Below are 21,348 nucleotides of genomic sequence, written 5' to 3'. Positions count from 1 at the left end.
GAAAATGGATAGGAGTGTTGGAATGAGGATTGTATCGCTTTGCCCAAGCAATACAGAAGTGTGCCAGTATCTTGGTCTGGAAAAGCAAATTGTCGGTGTAGACGACTTTTCCGACTTAGAACGAACCAGACTCGGACCTGATTTAGCGATTGATATGAAGAAGCTGGCCGCTCTTCAGCCGGATATGGTGCTGGCATCGCTCAGTGTACCAGGAATGGAGAAAAATATAGAAGCACTGGATCAGCTTGGCATTCCGTATATTGTGACAAATCCCCATTCACTTGACGATATCGGGCATTCTATTGAGCAAATTGCCGAAGCTTGTGGAACAGATGGAAGAGAAGCTCGAAGCAAGTGGATGCGGGCACTTCAGCCGTACAGGTCACGTGAATGGACAGACCGTATGCGCCTTTACTGGGAATGGTGGCCGAAGCCATTGTTTACACCCGGAGGCACCAATTGGCTCACCGAAATCAGTACGCTGTGCGGCGGAATCAATGTATTTGAAGATAGATTTGTGCCAAGCTTACAAACCGATTGGGAAACGGTGCTGGAAAAAAAGCCCGATGTTATCCTGCTAGCGTGGGTAGGCGTAATGACCAGCAAAGTAAATGTTGATGTCATTAAAAAACGGCCTGGATATGGGGAAACGCCCGTTTTCATTCTGGAAGAAAAAGACTTTTGCCGGCCATCGCCAAACCTGCTTAAAGGAATTGAAGCATTGGACAAGCTTTTACAAACCAAAAAAACGACCTTAAAGAGGCCGCTTCCTTAAAACATTTGATAGCCTTTTGCACGCAGCAGCCGCATGACGAATCCGCTTCCAATCGCACCTAAAAAGCCGCATGATAGAATGGTAATATCGACCGGCTGAAGCCCGATCACCCGCCCGCTGAGAATACCAAATGATTCTCCCGGCTGAAACAAGTAATCAAGCGTGCTGATATTGTCCACGATGGCGATCGTCACAAGCGGATAAATAAAAGCCATAATCCACGTCATGCGCAGCAGCATGTTTAAAATAAACCCAATGCCAAAAAACAGAACAAAAAACAGCAAGGCAGATACAAGTACAACGGCAATATGCATGGAGCCATTCCCCCTATTTGTATACATTTAAGTGTACTGAACCGCTCTCAAAAGGTCAATGAGCGAAAAAGAGAGAAAACCCGTTATGTTGTGCTTTTAACCAGACAGTTAATCCTGCTTTCCATATAAAAAAGCACTGGATACGAGGGGGACGCGTACCCAGTGCTTTATAGAAGTATTTCCTTTTGAAAAGGAAATAAACTTTCCCGGTTTAGTATAACCATTTTCTTTCTTTTTATTCCCTTATCCTCTTACCCAAAAAAGCGGTATGCTGTATAGCCAAATTGCGGACCTGGATCTGAGATATCGAGAGAAGTTAAACCCGGCGCCTCAAATGATTCAATTATGCGGCGCAAAAGCACGGACGTCTCAAAACTTTCTTGCAGTTCCGATACGGCCATCCAGCGCGCAGCGAGTAATTCTCTCCCGCATGCTTTCGGCTCTTTTTCTTCTGTCGGCATCATATGAAAGACGACCATGGTATCACTGACATCATGTTGAATGACGCCAGACCGAATACCGGCCACCCCGCACACGGATGCTTCAATTCCTGTTTCCTCACGCACCTCTCGGACAGCGGCTTCATCTACTGTTTCGCCTGCATCCACAAATCCGGCCGGCAGTGACCACTGTCCCTTCAGCCCGCCATATGCTTTTTTCACAACAAGCCAGCGCCCGCGGCTGTCAATAACCAGACCGGCTGCCGCCAGCCATACCTTTCCCCTTTTCATCCAAACGCTTCCTTTCTTTCCATAAAAAAAGAGCCTCTTTTAAAGAGGGCTCTTTTGCTTTTTACAGGACGTTGAATTTCCCTTTTTTCAAGACGAGTGAAGGGCCGCCGACCATAAATAGTGCGCGGTTATCAATCATTTTCTTCATAAATGAAGCTTTTGTGCCTTTAAGCTTTTTGTCGAACACGACACCGATTGCATCGTTATCGCCAAGTGAGCACACTGTACCTTTAATGTTCGGTGTGAAGGATTCAAGGTTCCCTTCGCCTTTCACTAACTTCACAAGGTTTTTCGCAACCGTTTCCCCTTGCTGCATCGCGATTTGCGCCGTTGGCGGGTACGGACGGTTGATTTCCTCGTTGATTACAAGTGAACAGTCACCTAAAATGAAGATTTCGTCATGGCCAGGAGCGCGAAGTTCAGGCGTTACTTTTACGCGTGCACGCATGTTTTCAATGCCTGATTTTTCGATGATACTGCTGCCGCGGACACCTGCTGCCCAAACCACTGTACCTGCTTTGATTTCCTCTGTTTCGTTTTCGCCTTTTGCCACGATAATGCCGTCAGCTGTTGCACCTTTGATCGGTGTGCCGATTTTGAACTCAACACCTTTTTTCTCAAGCTGTGCAACCGCATATTTAACAAGCTCAGGGTCAAAACCAGGAAGAACCATAGGTGCTGCTTCTACGCAGTACATACGCACTTTTGAAAAGTCAATATCATATTCTTTGCAAAGCTCAGGAACACGGTTCGCAAGCTCACCAAGGAACTCGATACCTGTAAAGCCGGCACCGCCGACAACAAATGTCAAACGCTCATCATTTTTTTCTTCTTCATTTGCATAAGTTGCAAACTGAAATTCAATATGATCACGCAATTGACGGGATGTGTTTACATTCGAAATAGTGAAAGCGTGTTCTTTTAGTCCTTCGATTCCGAATGTTTCAGCTTCTCCGCCAAGGGCGATCACAAGGTAGTCATACTCTACTTCGCCTGTATCTAAAATGACCTTCTTTTCATCTGTTTTAATATCTTCTACTTCCGCGCGAATAAATTCTACTTTGCTGCGGTTGATGACTGCATCGATATCGTAGCGCACACGATCGTGGTGCATAGTGCCCGCTGATGCCTCATGAAGCCATGTTGTTTCATAGTGGTAATCATTTTTGTTGATGAGCACAATATTTGCTTCATCTACAGATAATGCTTTTTGAAGACGTGTTACAGTAATAAGACCGCCATAGCCGGCGCCTAGTACTACAATTTTCGGCTTTCTCACTGTCATCTTTATCCACCTCTACTAAAAATATTCACGCGAAGAATGTGATAATCTTCACGTATAAGTATAAAAAAATACCTCTTACTTTGTCACAAAATGTTAACAATGTGCATAACTAGTTTTATCATAGACGCTTTGACTGCTTTTTTCAAGTTATTTGGACAAGAAATTTGAAATGAGACTTCCCTTATGGAATTTTGTAAAATAAGACATAATAAAGCAAAGATGGCATATACATCAATCTTATGGCTTTTTAAAAAGGGGGATTATGAGTGAAAGACATTACGATTATCGGGGCAGGTCCTACCGGCCTGTTTGCCGCCTTTTACGCAGGAATGCGCGGTGCTTCTGTTAAAATTATCGAAAGCCTGCCGCAGCCAGGAGGACAGTTATCAGCTCTTTACCCGGAAAAGTTTATTTACGATGTAGCTGCTTTTCCGGCAGTACGGGCGCAGGAGCTGATTGACCGGCTTGTCGAACAAATGAATCGTTTTCCAGTTGAACTTTGTCTGGAGGAGGCTGTTCAGTCCCTCGAAAAAAATCCAGACGGCAGTATTGTTCTTGGAACGGATAAGGGAAAGCATGAAACCAAAGCGGTAATTATTACCGCGGGCAACGGTGCTTTTCAGCCGAGGCGGCTTGAGCTTGATGGCGCAGATGCTTTGCCGAACGTTCATTATTTTGTCAATGACCTTTCCTCTTTTTCAGGCCGGCGTGTCGCGGTTCTAGGAGGCGGTGATTCTGCGGTTGACTGGGCCATGATGCTTGAAAAAACGGCAAAAGAAGTCACCATTATTCACCGGCGTGACAAATTTCGCGCCCACGAACACAGTGTGGACTTGCTTCACAAATCAGATGTCCAGATTATGACGCCATTTGTTCCTGTATCCTTTGACGGGCAGACTCTTGCACTTGAGGAAGTGAAAGGCGACCAAAAGAAATCGCTAGAGATCGATGACCTCCTTGTGAACTACGGGTTTATTTCTTCACTTGGCCCGATGAAAAATTGGGGACTTAACATTGAGAAAAACTCGATTGTGGTCAATTCACGTATGGAGACGAATATCCCAGGTGTGTATGCAGCCGGTGATGTGGCAACATACGCAGGTAAAGTAAAGCTGATTGCCACAGGATTTGGAGAAGCGCCGACGGCCGTTAACAATGCAAAATCCTATATTGATCCGGATGCAAAAGTCCAGCCGCTGCACAGCACATCCTTGTTTTAATCCTTTAATGGCGGGTAAAGGAATAGGAAACGGAAAAAAGGGTGGTTCACTATGCATGTACTTGTGATCGGTGCAGCCGGTACAACCGGCCGCCTCGTTGTCCAAAGTCTGGCTGAAAATATTCAGCATCACGTTAAAGCAATGGTTCGGAAAACCGACCAGATGGCAGATATGGAACAGCTTGGTGCCAGACCGGTTTTGGCCGACCTGGAGCAGGACTTTAGTTATGCAATGAATGATGTGAACGCGGTTATTTTTGCAGCCGGCTCCGGCTCAGCAACCGGCCCCGACAAAACTACGGCTGTTGACCGCGACGGAGCAATCAAAGCCATTGATCTGGCCGTTTCACATGGTATTGAGCGTTTTGTCATGCTCAGTTCAATGGGAGCAGACCGGCCGGATGCAGGTCCTGAGGCTCTGCAGCATTATCTTCGGGCCAAGCATGAAGCAGATGCTCATTTAATGATGAGCGGTCTCACTTATACGATCGTTCGTCCCGGTGCCCTTTTAAATGAAGCCGGCAGCGGAAAAATTGAAGCAGCTCCCCAAGTTGCGAATCGAACGGAGTCTATTGCACGGGCTGATGTTGCCGAAGTACTCGTCCAAAGCCTGCTCACCCCCCAAACAGAGGGCCGGATCTTTGAAATTGTCGAAGGCACTGTTCCGATTGCTGAAGCATTAAAAGCCTTATAATTAATATAGAAAAAAATCGGCATGCCCCCTGGTATGCCGGCTTTTTTGCTGCAGACGTTTCATCACAAAAACCGCCTGGCAGCGGCCAGGCGGTTGTACTGCTTAAGAAGCAGCCGGTTTTTTTATTTTCTTTTCTTGTAAATCTGTCCATTTCTTTACGTTGTCAGCTCCTATAATCTCCACTTCCTGCTTTGTATCGAATTGAACTTCTTTCACTTCTGCATCTCGCAAATCAATAACCTGCCCTTTTTTCGGCGTGGAAATGATAACGGTATTATACTTTAACCCTTCTCCTTCCAGTACAGCTGAACGTTTTACGATAATGCCTTTGCTGAAACGGGCTCCTTCATCAAACTCCAGATGAATTCCCGGCTGTGCAGCCACAAACTGTTTTTTCTCCATCGCCGGCACATAAACGATTTCTGCTTCTGGAGTATCTTCCGCAAAGGTTGTGCGAATGATTACTGGATCGTGGTCGCTCGCCCGTCCATGCTCCTCCATAAATTGTGAATTGGTATGAACAATATCCACTTCAGTAGAAGCGGCCATATTATTCGTGACGAGGATATGATCGAGCACCTGTGCATTTCCTTGATAGGAATACGTGAACCGCTCTTCTGCCGGTACTCTTTCAATCATGTTGGTCAGCTCATCCCCTTTTACAATAGAAAGAGTCTCGGTAAATTCAAAATCGTTAAAATCACCTAAAATCACCAGATTCGCGTTTGGATCCGCTGACTTTACATCTTCAACAAAGCCATTTACAATCGCAGCAATTTGCCTGCGCTGGATTTCACTTCCTAAATAAGGAGGCTGATTCTTTCCGAATAACGGCTCATCTCCGCCTTTTGAATTAAAATGATTGGCCACTACAATGACCTTTTCACCTTTAAATATAAATTGAGCAGCCAGCGGCTTACGGCTATTTTCAAACGCTTCGTTTTCCGGATCAATCCGGCCAGGATTAGCGGTCAATTTCCCATCTACATAGGCAACCGCTTCTGTCGCGCTTCCTTTTATTCCTTCCGCAAGACTAACACGTTCCGGATTGTACAAGAAGCCAACACGAATGTTACCGCCCGGCTGTCCGCCGTCTTCTTGATTGACCGGCGCCACATCCGTGTACTCATAAGCCGGTCCGCCCAGCTCTTTTATAGCTTCAATCAGTACGGCGGCGCTTTGAGATGCGTCCGTTGTGCCAGAATCTGCTGGCCCGTCATTGTCCTGTACTTCTGTTACACCAATGATATCCGGCGACTTCATTCCATTTACAATTCCCATGGCAAGGCGTCTTGTTTTCTCTTCACCTGAAACCGTTGAAAAGTTTTCGAGATTGTAAGAAGCGATCGTTAGTCCATCTTTCGTTGATGTAAGGGTTGTTTCTTCTGCTTTTAACCCTCCGTCAATCACTTCAGGCACTTCGTCTGCCAGCACTTTAAAGTTACTGTAGCCGTAGCTGACGACACCCGTGACAGGACCGGCAAATGAGTCGCCTGTTTTTGCTACAAAGTCTTCATTATCCAAATCAAGATGAATACGTTCTGGGTTGTAGTCGTCTGCTTCAATCCGAAGAGCACCCGCTGTTGTATTGGTTTCTATATTTTCCGGCACAACCACTACTTCTCCGTATCTCTGCGGAGCGATGATTTTCGGGTTATTCACTTGAACACGCATGCCTTCCATGCTTTCAAAAAAGTCAATGCCGTCCTGCTGTGGATCAAATATGCCAAATTGGTCGTTATCAATCACTTTCATTGGCATCATGCGATCTTTATTCAACACAACCGGTGCCGGCAGCGGCTGTCCGGATGCTTTTTTACTGACAGTACCCGCACTAATTTCCGTTACGGGGAGATCTGTTTGCAGCTTTTCCGCATATCCATCAAGCACCCATTCTTTTACCGTACCATCAACAAAGACAAGATCTCCTTGCGACAATCCGTGACCCCGCTTATAAACGAGAATACCTTCTGATGTATTTTCATCCTCATCTGCTTCTACGCTCTGCATATAAAAGTTACTGCTGTCAACGATATGGGTAACGATTCCTTCTACATCTCCAACAGCTAAACCATTATACGGAGAAGTGTGCCCAGCTCCTTGAATATCATGGATGCGAATGTTTTCTTTTTCTATAACGTATGAAAAAGAGGAAACGGCACTGTCATTTACGCCTTCTTTAAATGCTGCTGCTTGAATCGTATTGTTTTCATTAATCACGATCGGTTCTGTATAAAGCGCGCTTTCTTTTGTCGGCTGAGAGCCATCCAGCGTATAACGAATGTCTGCACCCTCTGTTGGCGAAGACAGTGTAACACTCGTCCCTGCTTTAACAACGCCCGCTACCGGATTGGCCGTTACCGCTCCAGCCGTAGAAGAGTCAGGTGCAATATCCGCTGCATGACGCGGAATTAATTGATAGACGTTGTTGTAAGAGCCGACAACCCCTGTTACCGAATCGTATTTGGTGTTTATGGCAAGAAGTGATGCATCCTGCGGCCTGATTTGAAAGGTATTTCCTTCTCCGTCCTTTGCTGTGTAATTGCCGCCTGAAAAACTGGAAATAGAAACGTTGTTGATTGTAACAAGCTCCCCTTCCACTTCTTCTGTGAATTGATCAGCCCTTACGGTTAACGGTGCCGGCACACCAGCCTGGCCGGTCACAGTTACACTGCCTGATGATACGTTAATCTCCAAAAGAGAATTGTAGTCATCAATGCTTCCCTTCACATCTACAACATCACCTATTTTTACATTCATACCGGAACCATATAAAACAATACCGGCGGTTTCATCCTGAATATACACCGTGCTTCCGAAAACAGCCGTTACTGTGCCAGACGTCCACACCTTCGTGTTTTCTGCTTTTTGGCGCACGTCGGAAATCGGTTCTTTTATAAGGCTTGACGGCTCCTCAGGCACTTCTGGTTCTTCGGTTCCGTTATCCAAAAGTTCAATCGACGTTGGTGATTTCAAGCCAGGAACTGTAAAATACGCTTCAAGAGAGCCTGTCACCCGCACTTTTTTGTCGAGATTCCCTGGATGATCTTCTAAATTAATCCCCTGCCGGAAACTTGCCGTTAACTGCACTGGTAATATTTTAGCTGGATCTGTCTCTCCTGCTTCATCCGCTATACCAATATTTGTATTTTGATAACGTGCAGGATCTGTTGTATAACTACTTCCTGATAGTGCGTAGCCAACGATATAGCCTTCGACGGTCGCTGTACCCGAGTTGTTAGCAATTGCATCTGCCACCGTGATCGATGCGGCGCTCGCCGGGATTTGAAACGGAAGCAATGTGCCAATGACGAGTACAAGAGCAAATAAAGCCTGTCCAATTTTTCTCATTTAAAAACTCCTCTCTCATGTAATGGATCGTTCGACAAAAACCACCTTCATTGTAATCTACTTTTTATTTTAAAATATAATCTTTACAGATAATTTAAAAAACTTTAATAAATAGAAAAAACAGGAATAATTTCCTCCTTATTATTGTCCGTTTGATTCATGCTATTTCCTTTTATATAAGTCTTTCCGTATAAAAATTTTCTTGCTGCCCCATATTAAATGTAAAAAACTTTTAGGAGGCAGCAGCTTGTATAATGATTATTGGCTTTTACAATTAATCTTTGCTTTGTTTATTCTGTTCTTCGTCCTCATTCCGCTTGTGTCAGTTTGGTTTACGCGAAAAAAGAAATCAAGCCAATAAAAAAGCCTGGCTGCATCCGTAGATACAGCCAGGCTTTTTTATTATTAGCAGTTTTCCGGTGTTCCGGTTTCTGTTGCTGTCCGGAAAGAAGATCCGCAGCCGCAGGACGCGATGGCATTTGGATTATCAATCGTAAATCCGCCGCCCATCAGCGACTGCTTGTAGTCCACTATCGTTCCCTTCAAAATCGGGGCATCCTTTTTGGCTACCACAATCGGGATACCGTGCTGAAGAAGTTCCATATCGCCTTCTTCTACTTCAGGCGTAAAACCCATCCCGTATGATAATCCACTGCATCCGCCACCATGAACGGCTACCCGCAAAAATGACCCTTCTTCTTCGTTTTGCTTCATCATATCTTTTATTTGAAAAGCCGCAGCTTCCGTAATTGTAACAACTTGTTGATCCGCCAAAGGAATCGCTCCTTTCATTTTCTTTTAGTATACGAGGAATAGAACAAATCCTCAACTGAACCGCTCATTGATTTTTTTATTCAAATTAATTCTTTTTACCTCCAAATCCTGTATAATAAAATAAGTAAAAAGACCTTTATTTTAGGAAAAAAGGAGGTTTTGTCATGTCTGATGCCCCATTAATTTATCATAAAATGATGAAGTGCCCTCATTGCCAGCAGACCTTTAGCACAACGAAAGTTCGCAAAAGTGCTGTTAAAGTCATTGGCCAGGATACGGACTTAAAACCGCTTTATGAAGCGGGAGGGATAAATCCTCTTTTTTACAATGTGCATGTTTGTATGCATTGCGGCTATTCATTTACAGAGGATTTTACTTCTTATTTTGCACCGGGAACAGCAGAAGTATTAAAGGCTTCGGTATCCGATCACTGGGTCGAGCAGGATTTCAGCGGTGAGCGGTCGCCAGCTAAAGCGATTAAAAGCTATAAGCTCGCTCTTTATTCTGGCGTACTGAAAAAAGAAAAGCATTTAACTTTGGCAGGTCTTGCCCTTCGCACGGCATGGATCTACCGGGACATGGGCCGCAACAAAGAAGAAAAGCGATTTTTGTCTATCGCTGCCCGTGAGTATGAGGAAGCTTTTTCTGTGGAGGATGTAGCACAGAAAATGTCTGAAATTAAAGTGCTCTATCTCCTCGGTGAACTGAATCGAAAGCTGGGACGCATGGAAAAAGCCGTTTCCTATTTTTCAAAAGTGATTGAACGGCAGCGTCAGTCAAATGAAAAACAAATCGTAGAAATGGCACGTGACCGCTGGCATGAATTACGCGAGCAAATGAAAACGACCTAAAGTGTACATAATAAAAACCGGCTGCCTTGGACAGCATCCGGTTTTTTGATGTTTAAAACAGCCACGTTTGGTCAATATGTGTATATATATTCGAAACAAGCTCGTCAGGTGTCGCTCCATCGACAACTTCTCCATTCACAAGCGCAAATGGAGATTCCGAGCAGCGTGTACAGTAGCTTAAGCAGCCATATTCGATCACATCCAAGTTCGGATCCCGTTCCAATTTTTCAAATGCTTCCTGGGAACCGCTTGCTAAGTTGCTGACGCAAAACTCAATAATTGGCTTCATTTTATCTTTCACCTCACCCGTTTATTGTACTATCATTTACGTGCAGAAAAAAGCGTGAAGTTTCGCGAAGTCTGTTGAATAATAGGGCTATCTTCGTTATACTCGGATATGAATAAATGAATACTGTACATATGAATACGAAGCAGAGGGGTCATACATATGAGACATTTAGTTTTGCTTGGAGGCGGATATGGCAATATGCGTGTTTTGCTCAGGCTGTTGCCCAATCATTTGCCGGATGACGTAACGATTACATTGGTTGATAAAGTGCCATATCATTGCTTGAAGACGGAGTACTATGCACTGGCGGCTGGAACCGCTTCCGATCATGAGGTCCGTGTATCTTTCCCAGAGCATGAAAAACTAAATATTATTTACGACGAAATTACAGCTATTCACTTAGATCGAAAAGAAGTTGAGTTAAAAGCAAAAGGCGCTCTTGCTTACGACGACCTTGTTATTGGCCTTGGCTGTGAGGATAAATATCACGGCGTGCCAGGGGCTGAAGAGTATACATACAGCATTCAGTCCATCCAAAAATCGCGTGCCACGTATGAAAAGCTGAACAACATGCCGGCTGGTTCAAAAGTTGGTATCGTGGGTGCAGGTCTTTCCGGAATTGAATTGGCGAGTGAACTTCGTGAAAGCCGTCCGGATCTTGATATTAAATTGTTTGACCGCGGACCGCGTATCTTAAAAGACTTCCCGCAGCGTTTAAGCCGTTATATTGAGAAATGGTTTACCGACCACGGCGTGGAAGTAGTGAGAGATGCAAACATTACGCGTGTTGAGCCTGACCGTATTTACAACCGTGAAGATGAATATAAAATGGACGCTGTTGTATGGACCGCAGGCATTCAGCCGAGCCTTGTTGTCCGGCAGATGAATGTGGAAAAAGACCGCTCTGACCGCGTTGTATTGACACCTCATCATAATCTGCCCGGCAATGAACATGTTTATGTAGTCGGAGACTGTGCAAGCCTTCCTCATGCACCGAGCGCACAGCTTGCGGAAGAACAAGCAGAACAGATTGTTGATGTTCTTCAAAAGCGCTGGAGAAATGAGCCGCTTCCGGAAAAATTGCCGGAAATGAAACTTAAAGGTGTACTTGGTTCTCTTGGCAAAAAACAGGGCTTTGGTTTTGTAGCGGACCGGGCTATTACTGGACGCGTTGCCCGCTTCTTGAAATCAGGCGTTTTATGGATGTACAAATATCATAACGGATAATAAAAAAACCGGCTTCTTCAGCCGGTTTTTTTGCTTTTACAATCCAAGCGAAATATATTTAATTTCTAAAAATTCTTCCATGCCGTGATGGCCGCCCTCGCGTCCAAGCCCGCTCTCTTTAAAGCCTCCAAATGGTGCCTGGGCCACAGATGAAAGTCCATCATTCAATCCGACAATGCCATATTCCAGCCCTTCGCTTATCGCAATGGCTTCTGAAATGTTTTCCGAGAACACATAAGCCGCCAGTCCAAATGGTGTGTTGTTCGCGCGTTCTATCACTTCTTCGGTTGTACGGTACGTGGCAATCGGTGCCAGCGGGCCGAATGTTTCCTCGACCATACACTCCATATCATCTGTCACGTTCGTTAGAACAGCAGGCGTAATAAAGTTTCCGTCCGCTTCACCGCCCATTTCAACGACTGCCCCTTTTTCTTTCGCATCTTTTAACTGGTTTTGTACTTTTTCGACTGCGTCCGCATCAATAAGCGGGCCAATCGTTACGCCTTCTTCCATTCCATTTCCGACGTGTAATTTCGCCACTTCTGCTTTGAACGCCTCCGTAAATTCCTGCTCAATGGATTCATGAACGTATACACGGTTGGCGCACACACAGGTTTGGCCGGCGTTACGGAATTTTGAGCCGATCAAGCCTTTGGCTGCTTTTTGGATATCTGCATTGGCTGTAACAATAAATGGCGCATGGCCGCCAAGCTCAAGCGATACTTTTTTCATTGTATCTGCTGCCTGCTTCATGAGCACTTTGCCGATTTCCGTTGAACCAGTAAAAGTCACTTTGCGCACACGGCTGTCTTCCATCCAGGAACCAGCCACTGATTTTGAATCACCGGTTACAACATTCAGCACTCCTTTTGGGATACCCGCTTCGTGAGCGAGTTCAACAAGCTTCAGCGCCGTAAGAGGAGTGGAAGAAGCCGGCTTTACTACAGCCGTACAGCCGGATGCCAGTGCTGGTCCAACTTTACGTGTAATCATGGCTGCCGGGAAATTCCATGGTGTAATGGCCGCGACAACGCCTACTGGCTGGCGTGAAACAAACAAGCGCTTTTTCGGATCCGAGGCTGGAATCGTTTCTCCATACACCCGCTTTCCTTCTTCTGCATACCATAAAATGAAGCTGTTCGCATAATTCACTTCGCCAATCGCTTCCTGAAGCGGCTTCCCCTGCTCTTCCGTCATAATCCGGCCAATTTCTTCTTTATGCTCGTCAATCAGGCGATGCCAATTTCGTAATAATTCGGATCGCTCGCCGGCCGTTTTTTGGGACCACGTGCGAAATGCTTCATAAGCTGCATCGACAGCTTGCTTCGCCTCCACAGCGCCGCCTTTGGGTACAGATGCAAAGGTTTCGTCTGTTGCCGGATTTACGACTAGAATTTGTTCATCCGCTGTTACCCATTCACCGTTTATGTACATTTCCCATTCTTTCAATGATAATCCTCTCCTTATTTATGCGTATAGTGTTCTATTGCCCTGACGATCTTTTTTAAACACTTTTTCATTCTATATAGCAGTGCTGAGAATAAAACAACCTTTTTCCCTTTCCGTAAAGGAGAAATTGCATTTTCAATTTAAAATCATTATAATATATGTATCGAATCGAAAGGAGCCGATGATTCATGCAAGCACAAGAACAACAAATGTTCAGTGAAGTACAGGAAGTACTTGATAAATTACGTCCATTCCTGCTTCGCGACGGCGGCGACTGCGAACTCGTTGATATTGAAGACGGGATCGTAAAACTTCGCCTGCTTGGCGCGTGCGGCAGCTGCCCTAGTTCTACCATTACACTCAAAGCAGGAATTGAGCGCGCATTGCTCGAAGAAGTTCCTGGCGTTGTAGAAGTTGAACAAGTATTTTAATGATGAGAGCTGATCTTTATAAGATCAGCTCTTTTTTAAAATTGTAATACATCTTTGTTCACAAGCGTTTTGGGCGGACGTTCATCAAATACCGCTTCAATATTGTCACAGCATGTCTGCATCATAGCCAGCCTTGTTTCTTTTGATGCGCTGCCGATATGCGGAAGTGCCACTACATTTTTCATCGATAAAAACGGATGATCAGCGGAAATCGGCTCGCTGTCGAATACATCCAGCCCTGCTGCCGCAATGTCACCGGCTTCGAGTGCATCTATTAGTGCCTGTTCATTGATAATCGGTCCCCGGCTTGCATTGATAAAGATCGCATCTTTTTTCATTTTTTGAAAATGTTCCCGCTGAAACATGCCCCGTGTATCATCGTTCAGCGGAGCCAGGCAAACGATGAAATCCGCTTCCTCTAAAAGCTCGTCCAAGCTGCGGTACTGGGCACCCAGCATTTCTTCTGCTACTTCATGGCGGCTGCGGTTATGATATAAAATATCCATATCAAAGCCGGCTGCTCTTTTGGCTACAGCGGTTCCGATCTTACCCATTCCAACAATGCCGATTTTTTTATGATGCACATCCGTTCCAACCAGCATCATCGGCGCCCAGCTTGTCCATTTTCCTTCTTTCACAAACTCAGACGCTTCTGTTACTCGGCGTGCTGTTGCTAAAAGAAGCGCGAAGGTCAAATCTGCCGTTGTATCCGTTAATACATCCGGCGTGTTGCAGATAGCAACACCATGGCGGCTGGCCGCATCCAAATCAATATTATCAAAGCCAACGGCCATATTTGCAACCACTTTTAATTGTTCAGCCTGTGAAAGCAATTCCTCATCGACCACGTCTGAAATTACGGTTAACAATGCATGAGCGGAGGCTGCTTTTTCGAGCAGAATTTCCCGCGGCACAGCTCTGTCTTCCTCTGTCCATGTTTCCACCTGGTAAGAAGCAGACAATCTCGCTGTTATTTCATCCGGCACTTTTCTCGTTACGTACACATACGGCTTCACACAGCGCCCCCCATTTCCGATTATTCTGTCTTATTGTATCATTTTCGTCTTGAGTATGTCACAATGAAAACGGGTATAGGAACAGCAGTAATACATATAATGATAAAAAAGGTGTGTGGAAGATGAGTATTGAAAAGAAACGCGTCATGAGCATGTCTGAACAAACGGCCCGCCGCTGGATTGCCGAGCGCGGCGTTAAAGTGGATGATATTGCGGAGCTTGTTTTATATTTGCAAAAACCTTACCATCCTAATTTGAAGCTGGAAGAAGCAGCAGAGCATGTAGAAGCTGTACTGCGTAAGCGTGAAGTACAAAACGCGATTCTGACCGGCATTCAGCTTGATATGCTGGCGGAGAAAAACCAGCTGGCGGAACCACTTCAATCCATTATTAAAACGGATGAAGGACTGTATGGTCTTGATGAAACAATTGCCACTGCCATTATTAATGTTTATGGAACAATTGGCTTAACAAGCTATGGCTATATTGATAAGCAAAAGCCAGGTATTCTGGAGTTTTTAAATGATAAATCAACCGGACAGGTACACACATTTTTAGATGATATTGTCGGCGCCCTCGCTGCTGCTGCTGCGAGCCGTCTTGCCCACCGTGCTGCCCATACCGAATAAGCCGCCTTTTACAGGCGGCTTTTTTATTTCTTTTTCAATGGCTGAACAGCCGGCCCTTCCAGCACTTTGCCGTCATAAGAAAATCTAGATCCATGGCATGGACAGTCCCATGAGCGTTCGGCATCATTCCAGGCTGTTTCACATCCCATATGCGTACACGTGATATCGACAAAATGGCACTTGCCCTGTTCATCCTTGTACGCTCCGGTTTTTTCACCGTCTACGGTTACGATGCCTCCTTCGCCAGGCTGTAGAGAGTCGGCCGTTTTGTCTGCTCCTTTTAACTTTCCGCTGATCAGTTCTTTTGCAACGGCTGCGTTTTGAGAAATAAATGTTTTAATATCGGCCGGCTTCACTTTGGCACGCTTCGGATCGTAAACGTCAGCGTACCGGCTGCTGCCCCGTACAATCAAATCGGTTAGCAGCGCGGCGGCCACTGTTCCGCTCGTCATTCCCCACTTGGCGTATCCGGTTGCCAAATAGATTTTTTCATGTATCTGCCCGATATAAGGAACTTGATCCAGTGTGATTAAGTCTTGTGCGGACCACCGATAAAGGACTTCTTCAGCTCCAAAATGCTTTTTGGCAAACGCAGCCAGCTCTTCGTAATGATGAGTCGTCTCCTGTTTGCTGCGCCCGGCTGGATGATTTTCCCCACCAATAATAAGCAGCTGCTCTCCCTTTTCCATTTGCGTATACCGGACAGAGCGCGATGGCTGATCCTGGCTGATATACATGCCGCTCTGGAGCGTGTGATCCCCTTTTACCCCAATAGCATAAGACCGTTCCGGATGCAGCTTGGCAAAATAAGCACCGTCAAAGTCATTAAACGGATAATGCGAAGCCACAACAATATGATCTCCGGTAATAAAATGTCCGTCTGTTGTTTTAACCGTCCGTCCATCTATGGACTCTGCCCGTGTATCTTCAAAAATGTGAACCTGCCCCGCCATATCCCTCACAAGCGCTTCTAAAAACTTCACGGGATGAAATTGTGCCTGCTCTCTCATGACGAGCGCTTCTTCCACATGAAAAGGCAGATTCATCCCTGCTGAGGTGCCGGCCAAGCCTCCATCTATGCCGAGCTTTTGGTAAGCGGCTGCTTCTTTTTCAAGCGCCGGAAGCATTTCATCGGTTGTAATATAAGTGTAAGCATCTTGTTTTGAAAACTCGCACTCAATATCCAGCTCTTTGACCGTCTTCTCTATAAAAGCGATTGCTTCCTCGTTTGCTTCATAATAAAGTCTCGCTTTTTCTTCTCCGAAGGTGCGAATCAGCTTATCATAAATGAGACTGTGCTGAGCGGTGATTTTCGCGGTTGTAAACCCAGTTGTCCCGTCCGTTAATTTTCCTGCCTCAATCAGAACTGATTTTTTTCCTTCTTTAGCCAGCTTCCATGCCGTTAAAATGCCGGTAATCCCACCGCCGACAATGACAACCTCTGCTGTTAAATCAGTTTGCAGCGAGGTAAATGACCGTGGTGCTTCATGGTCTTTCCAATAAGATATGGATTTTTTCGGAATGTTCATAAGAGCCTCCCTAAAAATAGTCATATGGACTCCATACCCTTATGTGCTCATTTTTACCCCAAAAAAGAAACAGCAATGTGCTGTTTCTTACAATTCCCACTCATTTAAATTTTTTTGTGTGTAAGTCGGCTGGATGTCATACCGCTCCAAAAACTCCGGCTGCGTTACACCCGTATGCACAAGCAGTGTATCAATTCCAATGTTAATGCCGGCCAGGATATCTGTATCATAATAATCCCCGATCATAATCGTTTCTTCTTTTGACGTGCCAAGAACTTCCATAGCCTGTTCCATAATAATCGGCTCCGGCTTTCCGATAAAAACCGGCTCTGTTTCAGTTGAAACAGACACCACCGATGTCAGCGAGCCATTTCCAGGCAGAAAGCCACGTTCTGATGGAATAGCAATATCGCCATTTGTCGAAATAAAGCGGGCGCCGTTACGCACAGCCAAGCAGGCACCTGCCAGCTTTTCATATGTAATACCGCGGTCAATTCCTGTAACGACGTAATCAGGGTGTTCATGCGTCACAACTTCAAGGCCTTGCTCTGCAAGCGCCTGCAGGATTCCATCTTCTCCGATCACATACACCGTTGCTCCCGGTTTTTCATCATGGATAAATTGCGCCGTTGCACGCGAAGTGGTAAATACATTTTCCGGCCGTGTATGAATACCCATTTTCACTAGTTTGTCCGCCACCTGTTCCGGTGTTCGGGATGAGTTGTTCGTCACAAACAAATAAGGAAGGCCCGCAGCATTCAGGCGGTCAACAAACTCTGCTGCTCCCGGAATAATTTGTGTGCCGGCGTACATTGTGCCGTCTAAATCAATTAAGTAGCCTTTATAACGTGTCATTTCTTTTCTCCTTCTTCCGGTAAAAATGCAGAAACAGGTCCAAGCTCATGTTCCAAATAAGCACGGACGCGGTTTGGAAAATCAGCCAATTCTTTTTTATTGGCGATAAATACCGCCGCCAGTTCATCATGCGAAATAGAGATATATTCGCGGACAAGCATTTTCCGAAGAGCGATTACATCTTTTAAAGGAGCAGATTGTTCTGGCAGAATGACGTTTTCATCGTCCAGAATATCAATAATGTCATCGTAACTTCCAGGATCACGCATAATAAAGCCGTCGATCATTGCATTGCCAACGTCAATGATCGATTCCACAACCGTTTGGGCAATTCTCTCAAGTGCCGCTCTTTCCATGACTGTTCCCCAGGCTGGCTGAGAGTGGAACAAATCAAGCTGCTGCTCCATAAAGCGAAGTGTTGCTTCTATTTTCTTGCGGTCAATAAAATACACAGGCCATCCATCCTTTCCGCTTCTATTGTATCATGTGGTACAATGGTTGAAAATGTAGAGCGGAGGACAGTACATGAGTGAACGTTTTTTTCTTTATGACGAAAAAGATACGACGGTAACGCGATTTGTCAGCTTTGCCGGCGAACACAGCCGATACGACCTGGCCCTTATGCAGACGGACCGCTATTACGGCAAATCGGTTGTTTTGAACCTGCAGGGAAATACATATGCCATTATCGGCCGCGATGACCTGGAAGAGCCGGGCTATATTGAATATGCGTTTAATATGGGTGAAGAAGAAGCGGCGGAGTTAAAAGAATTTTTATACGAAGTAATTTAACGCTTAAAACAAGATGGCGCGATTCATATTGAATCGCGCCATACAAATAGGCAAACACGCCGCCTGTTATTTCCCTTGAGACTCAGCTGGTTTTTTCGGTGCTGCCGCAACAGGCAGCTTTTTTAAAATAAAATAGCCGCATCCGAAGTTGCAGTATTCCAGCAAATAATCACGTATAGTCGAAAACTTGTTATCGTAGGACGCTTTTTTGTTGTCATCTTCGAAAAACCCTTTAAGCCGAAGCTGTCCATATCCCCAGTCGCCGACAATGTAATCATACTTCGCCAAAATATCGCTGTAGCGGGCCCGGAAGGCTTCTTCATTAAATCCTTCTGTCCGTTCCTCGACAATTTCATAGTTTTCATTTTGAATCGTAATCATTTATTGAGCCGCCTGTGCTTCGCCCTCGGCGTGTTTCGCTCTTGCCGCAGCATTAACCTGCTCATCCGCATGGTAAGAAGAACGAACCATTGGACCCGCTTCGCAGTGGCTGAACCCTTTTGACATGGCGATTTCACGCAGCTCGGCAAATTCGTCTGGATGGTAATATTTTTGTACCTTTAAGTGTTTTTTCGATGGCTGCAAGTATTGCCCAATCGTCATAATATCTACGTTGTTCGCACGAAGGTCGTCCATCACTTCAATAATCTCTTCTTTTGTTTCCCCAAGACCAACCATCAAGCTTGATTTTGTAGGGATATCCGGCTGCATTTCTTTCGCGCGGCGCAAAAACTCAAGCGAACGGTCATACTTTGCACGCGCACGAACACGCGGCGTTAAGCTGCGGACCGTTTCGATGTTATGATTTAAAATATCAGGCTTGGCATCCATCAGCATTTGTAAGTTTTCTTCAATCCCGCCCATATCAGAAGGAAGCACTTCAATCGATGTGAATGGATTTTTCCGGCGAATGGCCCGAACCGTTTCAGCAAATACATAAGCACCGCCGTCTTTTAAATCATCACGCGCAACAGCTGTCACAACGACGTGTTTTAAATTCATTTGTACAACCGAATCCGCTACGCGTTCCGGCTCCTGCAGGTCAAGCTCTGTCGGAAGACCTGTTTTTACAGCACAGAAACGGCAGGCACGTGTGCAGACGCTGCCAAGAATCATAAATGTCGCTGTACGACGGACAGCCCAGCACTCGTGAATGTTCGGACACTTGGCTTCTTCACAAACCGTATGAAGCTGCTTTTCGCGCATCATTTTCTTTAATCCTGTGTAATTCTCGTTTGTATTAAGCTTTATTTTCAACCATTCTGGTTTACGCAAGTATTCCTCTTTCGTACTCATTTTTCCATCTCCAATCGGCTTACACTATACCGCTACTTTATCATAATTATCAAGTGCTCGCAAAAGGTGATTTCTTCAAAGCAGGAGAAAATACGGCCGACTGTTAAAATATAAAAAACGAAAAAGCTGCATCCCTTATGTTAATAGGGATGCAGCTTTTTCTTTATATGAAGAACTCTATACTGTCAGCAGACATCTTATTTCCTTTATACTCTTTTGTCATTAGACATCGCTCGCTTAAAGAAAATGTATCGGACCGCAGCCCAAGCCGTAATGTTTCAAGTGGAATCGCATCAGAAAATGGAATATTAGCGAGGTTCACGTTCGGACCAGCTATTTGGATAAAAGCGGTCTGTAATTTTTTTGAGGGTGCTTCAAAAATCATTTTTTGCAGATCTATTCCCGTTTCTAGTATTTTTTCCACAATTTCCATGCGCATTTCCCCATTACTCTGGCAAATTCCACTTGTGCCGCTTTCTCGCGCTTCGGTGATCACTTTGGTTGAGCCGGCTTCGATATCTTCAAGAATCCATTCCACCCATTGAGATGCATTTTGATGCAGAGATTTGTCGCTGTCTTTGGCCCCTACTTCACTAAAAACAGTAAAGTTCTTAGCAAACTCTTTTATATAAGCTGCTTTTTCCCTGTTGGTCATGTCAATTGTGCCGTTCGAGATTTCGATGTACTGGCATCCATGCTTTTGAATAAATTTCTCAAAATCACTCAATTTCTTCTGGCTGACAAACTTCTCAAATAACGTGCCGCCAAAAAAGAAGTTCACTCCATTTTCCTGCAGGCAGGCAATTTTCTCTTCCAGGTGCTTCGTGACAACCGCTGTTCCCCATCCAAATTTCACAAAATCAATGTATGCTTCTGAACTATTAATCGTGTCTTGAAAAAGCTGCAATGGAATCCCGTTGTCGATCAGAACAGTGAGCCCATTTCCTCTTGGTTTACTGCTTCTTTTCGGCAGGTTCAGCCCTGTGTCCCTCATACATTCACCCTCACAATTCTTGGTAAATTATTTTTCTGGCTTACTTCCATTACAAAACCAGTATCCAGCTCTTTTACACACAGGACGATATCGGCACTTTTAAATTCCGGCCGGTTATCATCAAAAAACTTTTGTGCCGGCTCTGCTTCTCTAATTCTCGAAACCGTTTCAAACGAGGAGCAGCCTTCCTCTCCTTCGATAATAGCTTTCATGTATTCGGCACAGGCAAGATCCTCATCGCCACTCGGATGAGAAGCGATTATATTGATGTCCGCGTTTTTCTCGACAAGCTGGCGAATGTATTGAGCAGTTGTTTTCGCATTGGAAAAGCCCGTTACAAATACATGGCTGGCGTTTAATGCATGTAACGCTGCTCTTACTCCATTGGTCGTTTTTTGAACGAGAATTTTCCCCTCCACGTTCGCTTCAAGAAGGCTGGCTGGAGAGTTATCAAGGTCAAATCCAGGGATGTAGAGCCCCTTCTCTTCACCAGCCAGCATGTATGTGGGATTTTTTTCTTTTGTTTGAAGGGCAGAATTGATTGTTTCTGCCAGTAAAATTTCCTCTGCCCCTTTTATAAACGCGTAGTGGGCAAAAGTGAACGCACGAATCACATCAATCACAACATTCACATCGGCACAGCTCAGCTGGTGAGAGTGGCCTTGATAAATTCGGACTGCCATTATCTGCTCCTCTCCTTTTAACGTTTTCTCTGCCTGCTGACAAACCGCTTACGTTAGCTCTCATTTGTCTCTCACCTTATCAGCATATAGCTAATTTATTCGTCTATTTTTCAGATGGTTCTTGATTTTTGCTTCTTTGGGCATATGCTCAGCCTGCTTTTTCC

Annotated in this window: 23 protein-coding genes; 8 read left to right on the top strand and 15 right to left on the bottom strand. The window is 45.1% G+C overall.

The genetic code is table 11. The features are described from left to right. Positions 1 to 22 precede the first annotated feature (22 nt). On the top strand, positions 23 to 775 hold the full coding sequence (locus RRU94_RS12605; RefSeq protein WP_315694644.1) for a cobalamin-binding protein: 753 nt from the start codon (positions 23 to 25) through the stop codon (positions 773 to 775). Here the strand turns inward: RRU94_RS12605 and RRU94_RS12600 are convergent. From RRU94_RS12600 to RRU94_RS12590, 3 genes are all read right to left on the bottom strand, one after another. After that, positions 772 to 1,089 carry a YuiB family protein gene (locus RRU94_RS12600; protein WP_242234031.1) on the bottom strand — a complete coding sequence of 106 codons (318 nt, stop codon included), beginning with the start codon at positions 1,087 to 1,089 and terminating at the stop codon, positions 772 to 774. The two genes, RRU94_RS12605 and RRU94_RS12600, sit on opposite strands and share 4 nt — an antisense overlap. A gap of 251 nt (positions 1,090 to 1,340) precedes the next feature. Continuing rightward, positions 1,341 to 1,820, bottom strand: coding sequence for an NUDIX domain-containing protein (locus RRU94_RS12595; RefSeq protein WP_315694643.1), 480 nt, complete (start codon positions 1,818 to 1,820; stop codon positions 1,341 to 1,343). A gap of 61 nt (positions 1,821 to 1,881) precedes the next feature. Further along, positions 1,882 to 3,099: an NAD(P)/FAD-dependent oxidoreductase gene (locus RRU94_RS12590; RefSeq protein ID WP_315695944.1), complete on the bottom strand. Its 1,218-nt coding sequence runs from the start codon at positions 3,097 to 3,099 to the stop codon at positions 1,882 to 1,884. Positions 3,100 to 3,371: 272 nt separating this feature from the next. Here RRU94_RS12590 and RRU94_RS12585 point away from each other — a divergent pair, with 272 nt between their 5' ends. Next, positions 3,372 to 4,325, top strand: coding sequence for an NAD(P)/FAD-dependent oxidoreductase (locus RRU94_RS12585; protein ID WP_315694642.1), 954 nt, complete (start codon positions 3,372 to 3,374; stop codon positions 4,323 to 4,325). 51 nt (positions 4,326 to 4,376) lie between these two features. Then, on the top strand, positions 4,377 to 5,018 hold the full coding sequence (locus RRU94_RS12580) for an SDR family oxidoreductase (RefSeq protein WP_315694641.1): 642 nt from the start codon (positions 4,377 to 4,379) through the stop codon (positions 5,016 to 5,018). Positions 5,019 to 5,120: 102 nt separating this feature from the next. On the opposite strand, the gene RRU94_RS12575 is transcribed toward RRU94_RS12580, so the two are convergent. Both RRU94_RS12575 and RRU94_RS12570 read right to left on the bottom strand, forming a co-directional pair. After that, positions 5,121 to 8,369 (bottom strand): DUF6359 domain-containing protein, encoded by a 3,249-nt coding sequence (locus RRU94_RS12575; RefSeq protein ID WP_315694640.1) that lies wholly within the window; start codon positions 8,367 to 8,369, stop codon positions 5,121 to 5,123. Positions 8,370 to 8,774: 405 nt separating this feature from the next. Continuing rightward, a complete protein-coding gene (locus tag RRU94_RS12570) occupies positions 8,775 to 9,161 on the bottom strand; it encodes a HesB/IscA family protein (RefSeq protein WP_315694639.1) in 387 nt (128 codons plus the stop codon). A 146-nt stretch (positions 9,162 to 9,307) separates the two neighbouring features. Between RRU94_RS12570 and RRU94_RS12565 the strand changes: the two genes are divergently transcribed. Then, positions 9,308 to 9,994, top strand: coding sequence for a DUF2225 domain-containing protein (locus RRU94_RS12565; protein WP_315694638.1), 687 nt, complete (start codon positions 9,308 to 9,310; stop codon positions 9,992 to 9,994). 52 nt (positions 9,995 to 10,046) lie between these two features. On the opposite strand, the gene RRU94_RS12560 is transcribed toward RRU94_RS12565, so the two are convergent. Next, positions 10,047 to 10,283 carry a YuzB family protein gene (locus RRU94_RS12560; protein WP_242234037.1) on the bottom strand — a complete coding sequence of 79 codons (237 nt, stop codon included), beginning with the start codon at positions 10,281 to 10,283 and terminating at the stop codon, positions 10,047 to 10,049. A gap of 159 nt (positions 10,284 to 10,442) precedes the next feature. On the opposite strand from RRU94_RS12560, the gene RRU94_RS12555 reads away from it, so the two are divergent. Continuing rightward, positions 10,443 to 11,510, top strand: a complete 1,068-nt coding sequence (locus RRU94_RS12555; RefSeq protein ID WP_315694637.1) for an NAD(P)/FAD-dependent oxidoreductase — start codon at positions 10,443 to 10,445, stop codon at positions 11,508 to 11,510. Positions 11,511 to 11,546: 36 nt separating this feature from the next. Here RRU94_RS12555 and RRU94_RS12550 read toward each other — a convergent pair whose 3' ends face one another. Continuing rightward, entirely contained in the window at positions 11,547 to 12,944 is a 1,398-nt protein-coding gene (locus tag RRU94_RS12550) for an NAD-dependent succinate-semialdehyde dehydrogenase (RefSeq protein ID WP_315695942.1), read from the bottom strand. Between the two features lie 203 nt (positions 12,945 to 13,147). Between RRU94_RS12550 and RRU94_RS12545 the strand changes: the two genes are divergently transcribed. Beyond that, complete coding sequence (locus RRU94_RS12545) at positions 13,148 to 13,390, top strand: NifU family protein (RefSeq protein WP_242234039.1); 243 nt, start codon at positions 13,148 to 13,150, stop codon at positions 13,388 to 13,390. A 35-nt stretch (positions 13,391 to 13,425) separates the two neighbouring features. On the opposite strand, the gene RRU94_RS12540 is transcribed toward RRU94_RS12545, so the two are convergent. Next, positions 13,426 to 14,406 carry a 2-hydroxyacid dehydrogenase gene (locus RRU94_RS12540; RefSeq protein ID WP_315694636.1) on the bottom strand — a complete coding sequence of 327 codons (981 nt, stop codon included), beginning with the start codon at positions 14,404 to 14,406 and terminating at the stop codon, positions 13,426 to 13,428. A gap of 122 nt (positions 14,407 to 14,528) precedes the next feature. On the opposite strand from RRU94_RS12540, the gene RRU94_RS12535 reads away from it, so the two are divergent. Beyond that, positions 14,529 to 15,035, top strand: a complete 507-nt coding sequence (locus RRU94_RS12535) for a phosphatidylglycerophosphatase A family protein (RefSeq protein WP_242234041.1) — start codon at positions 14,529 to 14,531, stop codon at positions 15,033 to 15,035. Between the two features lie 23 nt (positions 15,036 to 15,058). Here the strand turns inward: RRU94_RS12535 and RRU94_RS12530 are convergent, their stop codons facing one another. The 3 genes from RRU94_RS12530 to RRU94_RS12520 all read right to left on the bottom strand — a co-directional run bounded on the left by RRU94_RS12530 (position 15,059) and on the right by RRU94_RS12520 (position 17,871). Next, on the bottom strand, positions 15,059 to 16,564 hold the full coding sequence (locus RRU94_RS12530) for an FAD-dependent oxidoreductase (protein WP_315694635.1): 1,506 nt from the start codon (positions 16,562 to 16,564) through the stop codon (positions 15,059 to 15,061). Between the two features lie 87 nt (positions 16,565 to 16,651). Next, complete coding sequence (locus RRU94_RS12525; RefSeq protein WP_315694634.1) at positions 16,652 to 17,419, bottom strand: TIGR01457 family HAD-type hydrolase; 768 nt, start codon at positions 17,417 to 17,419, stop codon at positions 16,652 to 16,654. Continuing rightward, positions 17,416 to 17,871: a DUF86 domain-containing protein gene (locus RRU94_RS12520; protein WP_315694633.1), complete on the bottom strand. Its 456-nt coding sequence runs from the start codon at positions 17,869 to 17,871 to the stop codon at positions 17,416 to 17,418. Before RRU94_RS12520 ends, RRU94_RS12525 begins: the two co-directional genes overlap by 4 nt. 73 nt (positions 17,872 to 17,944) lie before the next feature. Here RRU94_RS12520 and RRU94_RS12515 point away from each other — a divergent pair, with 73 nt between their 5' ends. Continuing rightward, a complete protein-coding gene (locus RRU94_RS12515) occupies positions 17,945 to 18,211 on the top strand; it encodes a DUF3055 domain-containing protein (protein WP_242234045.1) in 267 nt (88 codons plus the stop codon). 66 nt (positions 18,212 to 18,277) lie between these two features. Here the strand turns inward: RRU94_RS12515 and RRU94_RS12510 are convergent, their stop codons facing one another. The 4 genes from RRU94_RS12510 to RRU94_RS12495 form a co-directional block, all read right to left on the bottom strand. Continuing rightward, positions 18,278 to 18,592, bottom strand: coding sequence for a YutD family protein (locus RRU94_RS12510; protein ID WP_251269771.1), 315 nt, complete (start codon positions 18,590 to 18,592; stop codon positions 18,278 to 18,280). Beyond that, positions 18,593 to 19,507, bottom strand: coding sequence for a lipoyl synthase (gene lipA, locus RRU94_RS12505; RefSeq protein ID WP_315694631.1), 915 nt, complete (start codon positions 19,505 to 19,507; stop codon positions 18,593 to 18,595). A 163-nt stretch (positions 19,508 to 19,670) separates the two neighbouring features. Beyond that, complete coding sequence (locus tag RRU94_RS12500) at positions 19,671 to 20,501, bottom strand: phosphosulfolactate synthase (RefSeq protein WP_315694630.1); 831 nt, start codon at positions 20,499 to 20,501, stop codon at positions 19,671 to 19,673. Next, positions 20,498 to 21,184, bottom strand: a complete 687-nt coding sequence (locus tag RRU94_RS12495) for a 2-phosphosulfolactate phosphatase (protein WP_315694628.1) — start codon at positions 21,182 to 21,184, stop codon at positions 20,498 to 20,500. Before RRU94_RS12495 ends, RRU94_RS12500 begins: the two co-directional genes overlap by 4 nt. Positions 21,185 to 21,348: the final 164 nt, after the last annotated feature.

The organism is Domibacillus sp. DTU_2020_1001157_1_SI_ALB_TIR_016, assembly GCF_032341995.1.
GTDB lineage: Bacteria > Bacillota > Bacilli > Bacillales > Domibacillaceae > Domibacillus > Domibacillus indicus_A.
Note: the sequence above shows the minus strand (reverse complement) of the source record. Positions and strands in the feature narration are given on the sequence as shown.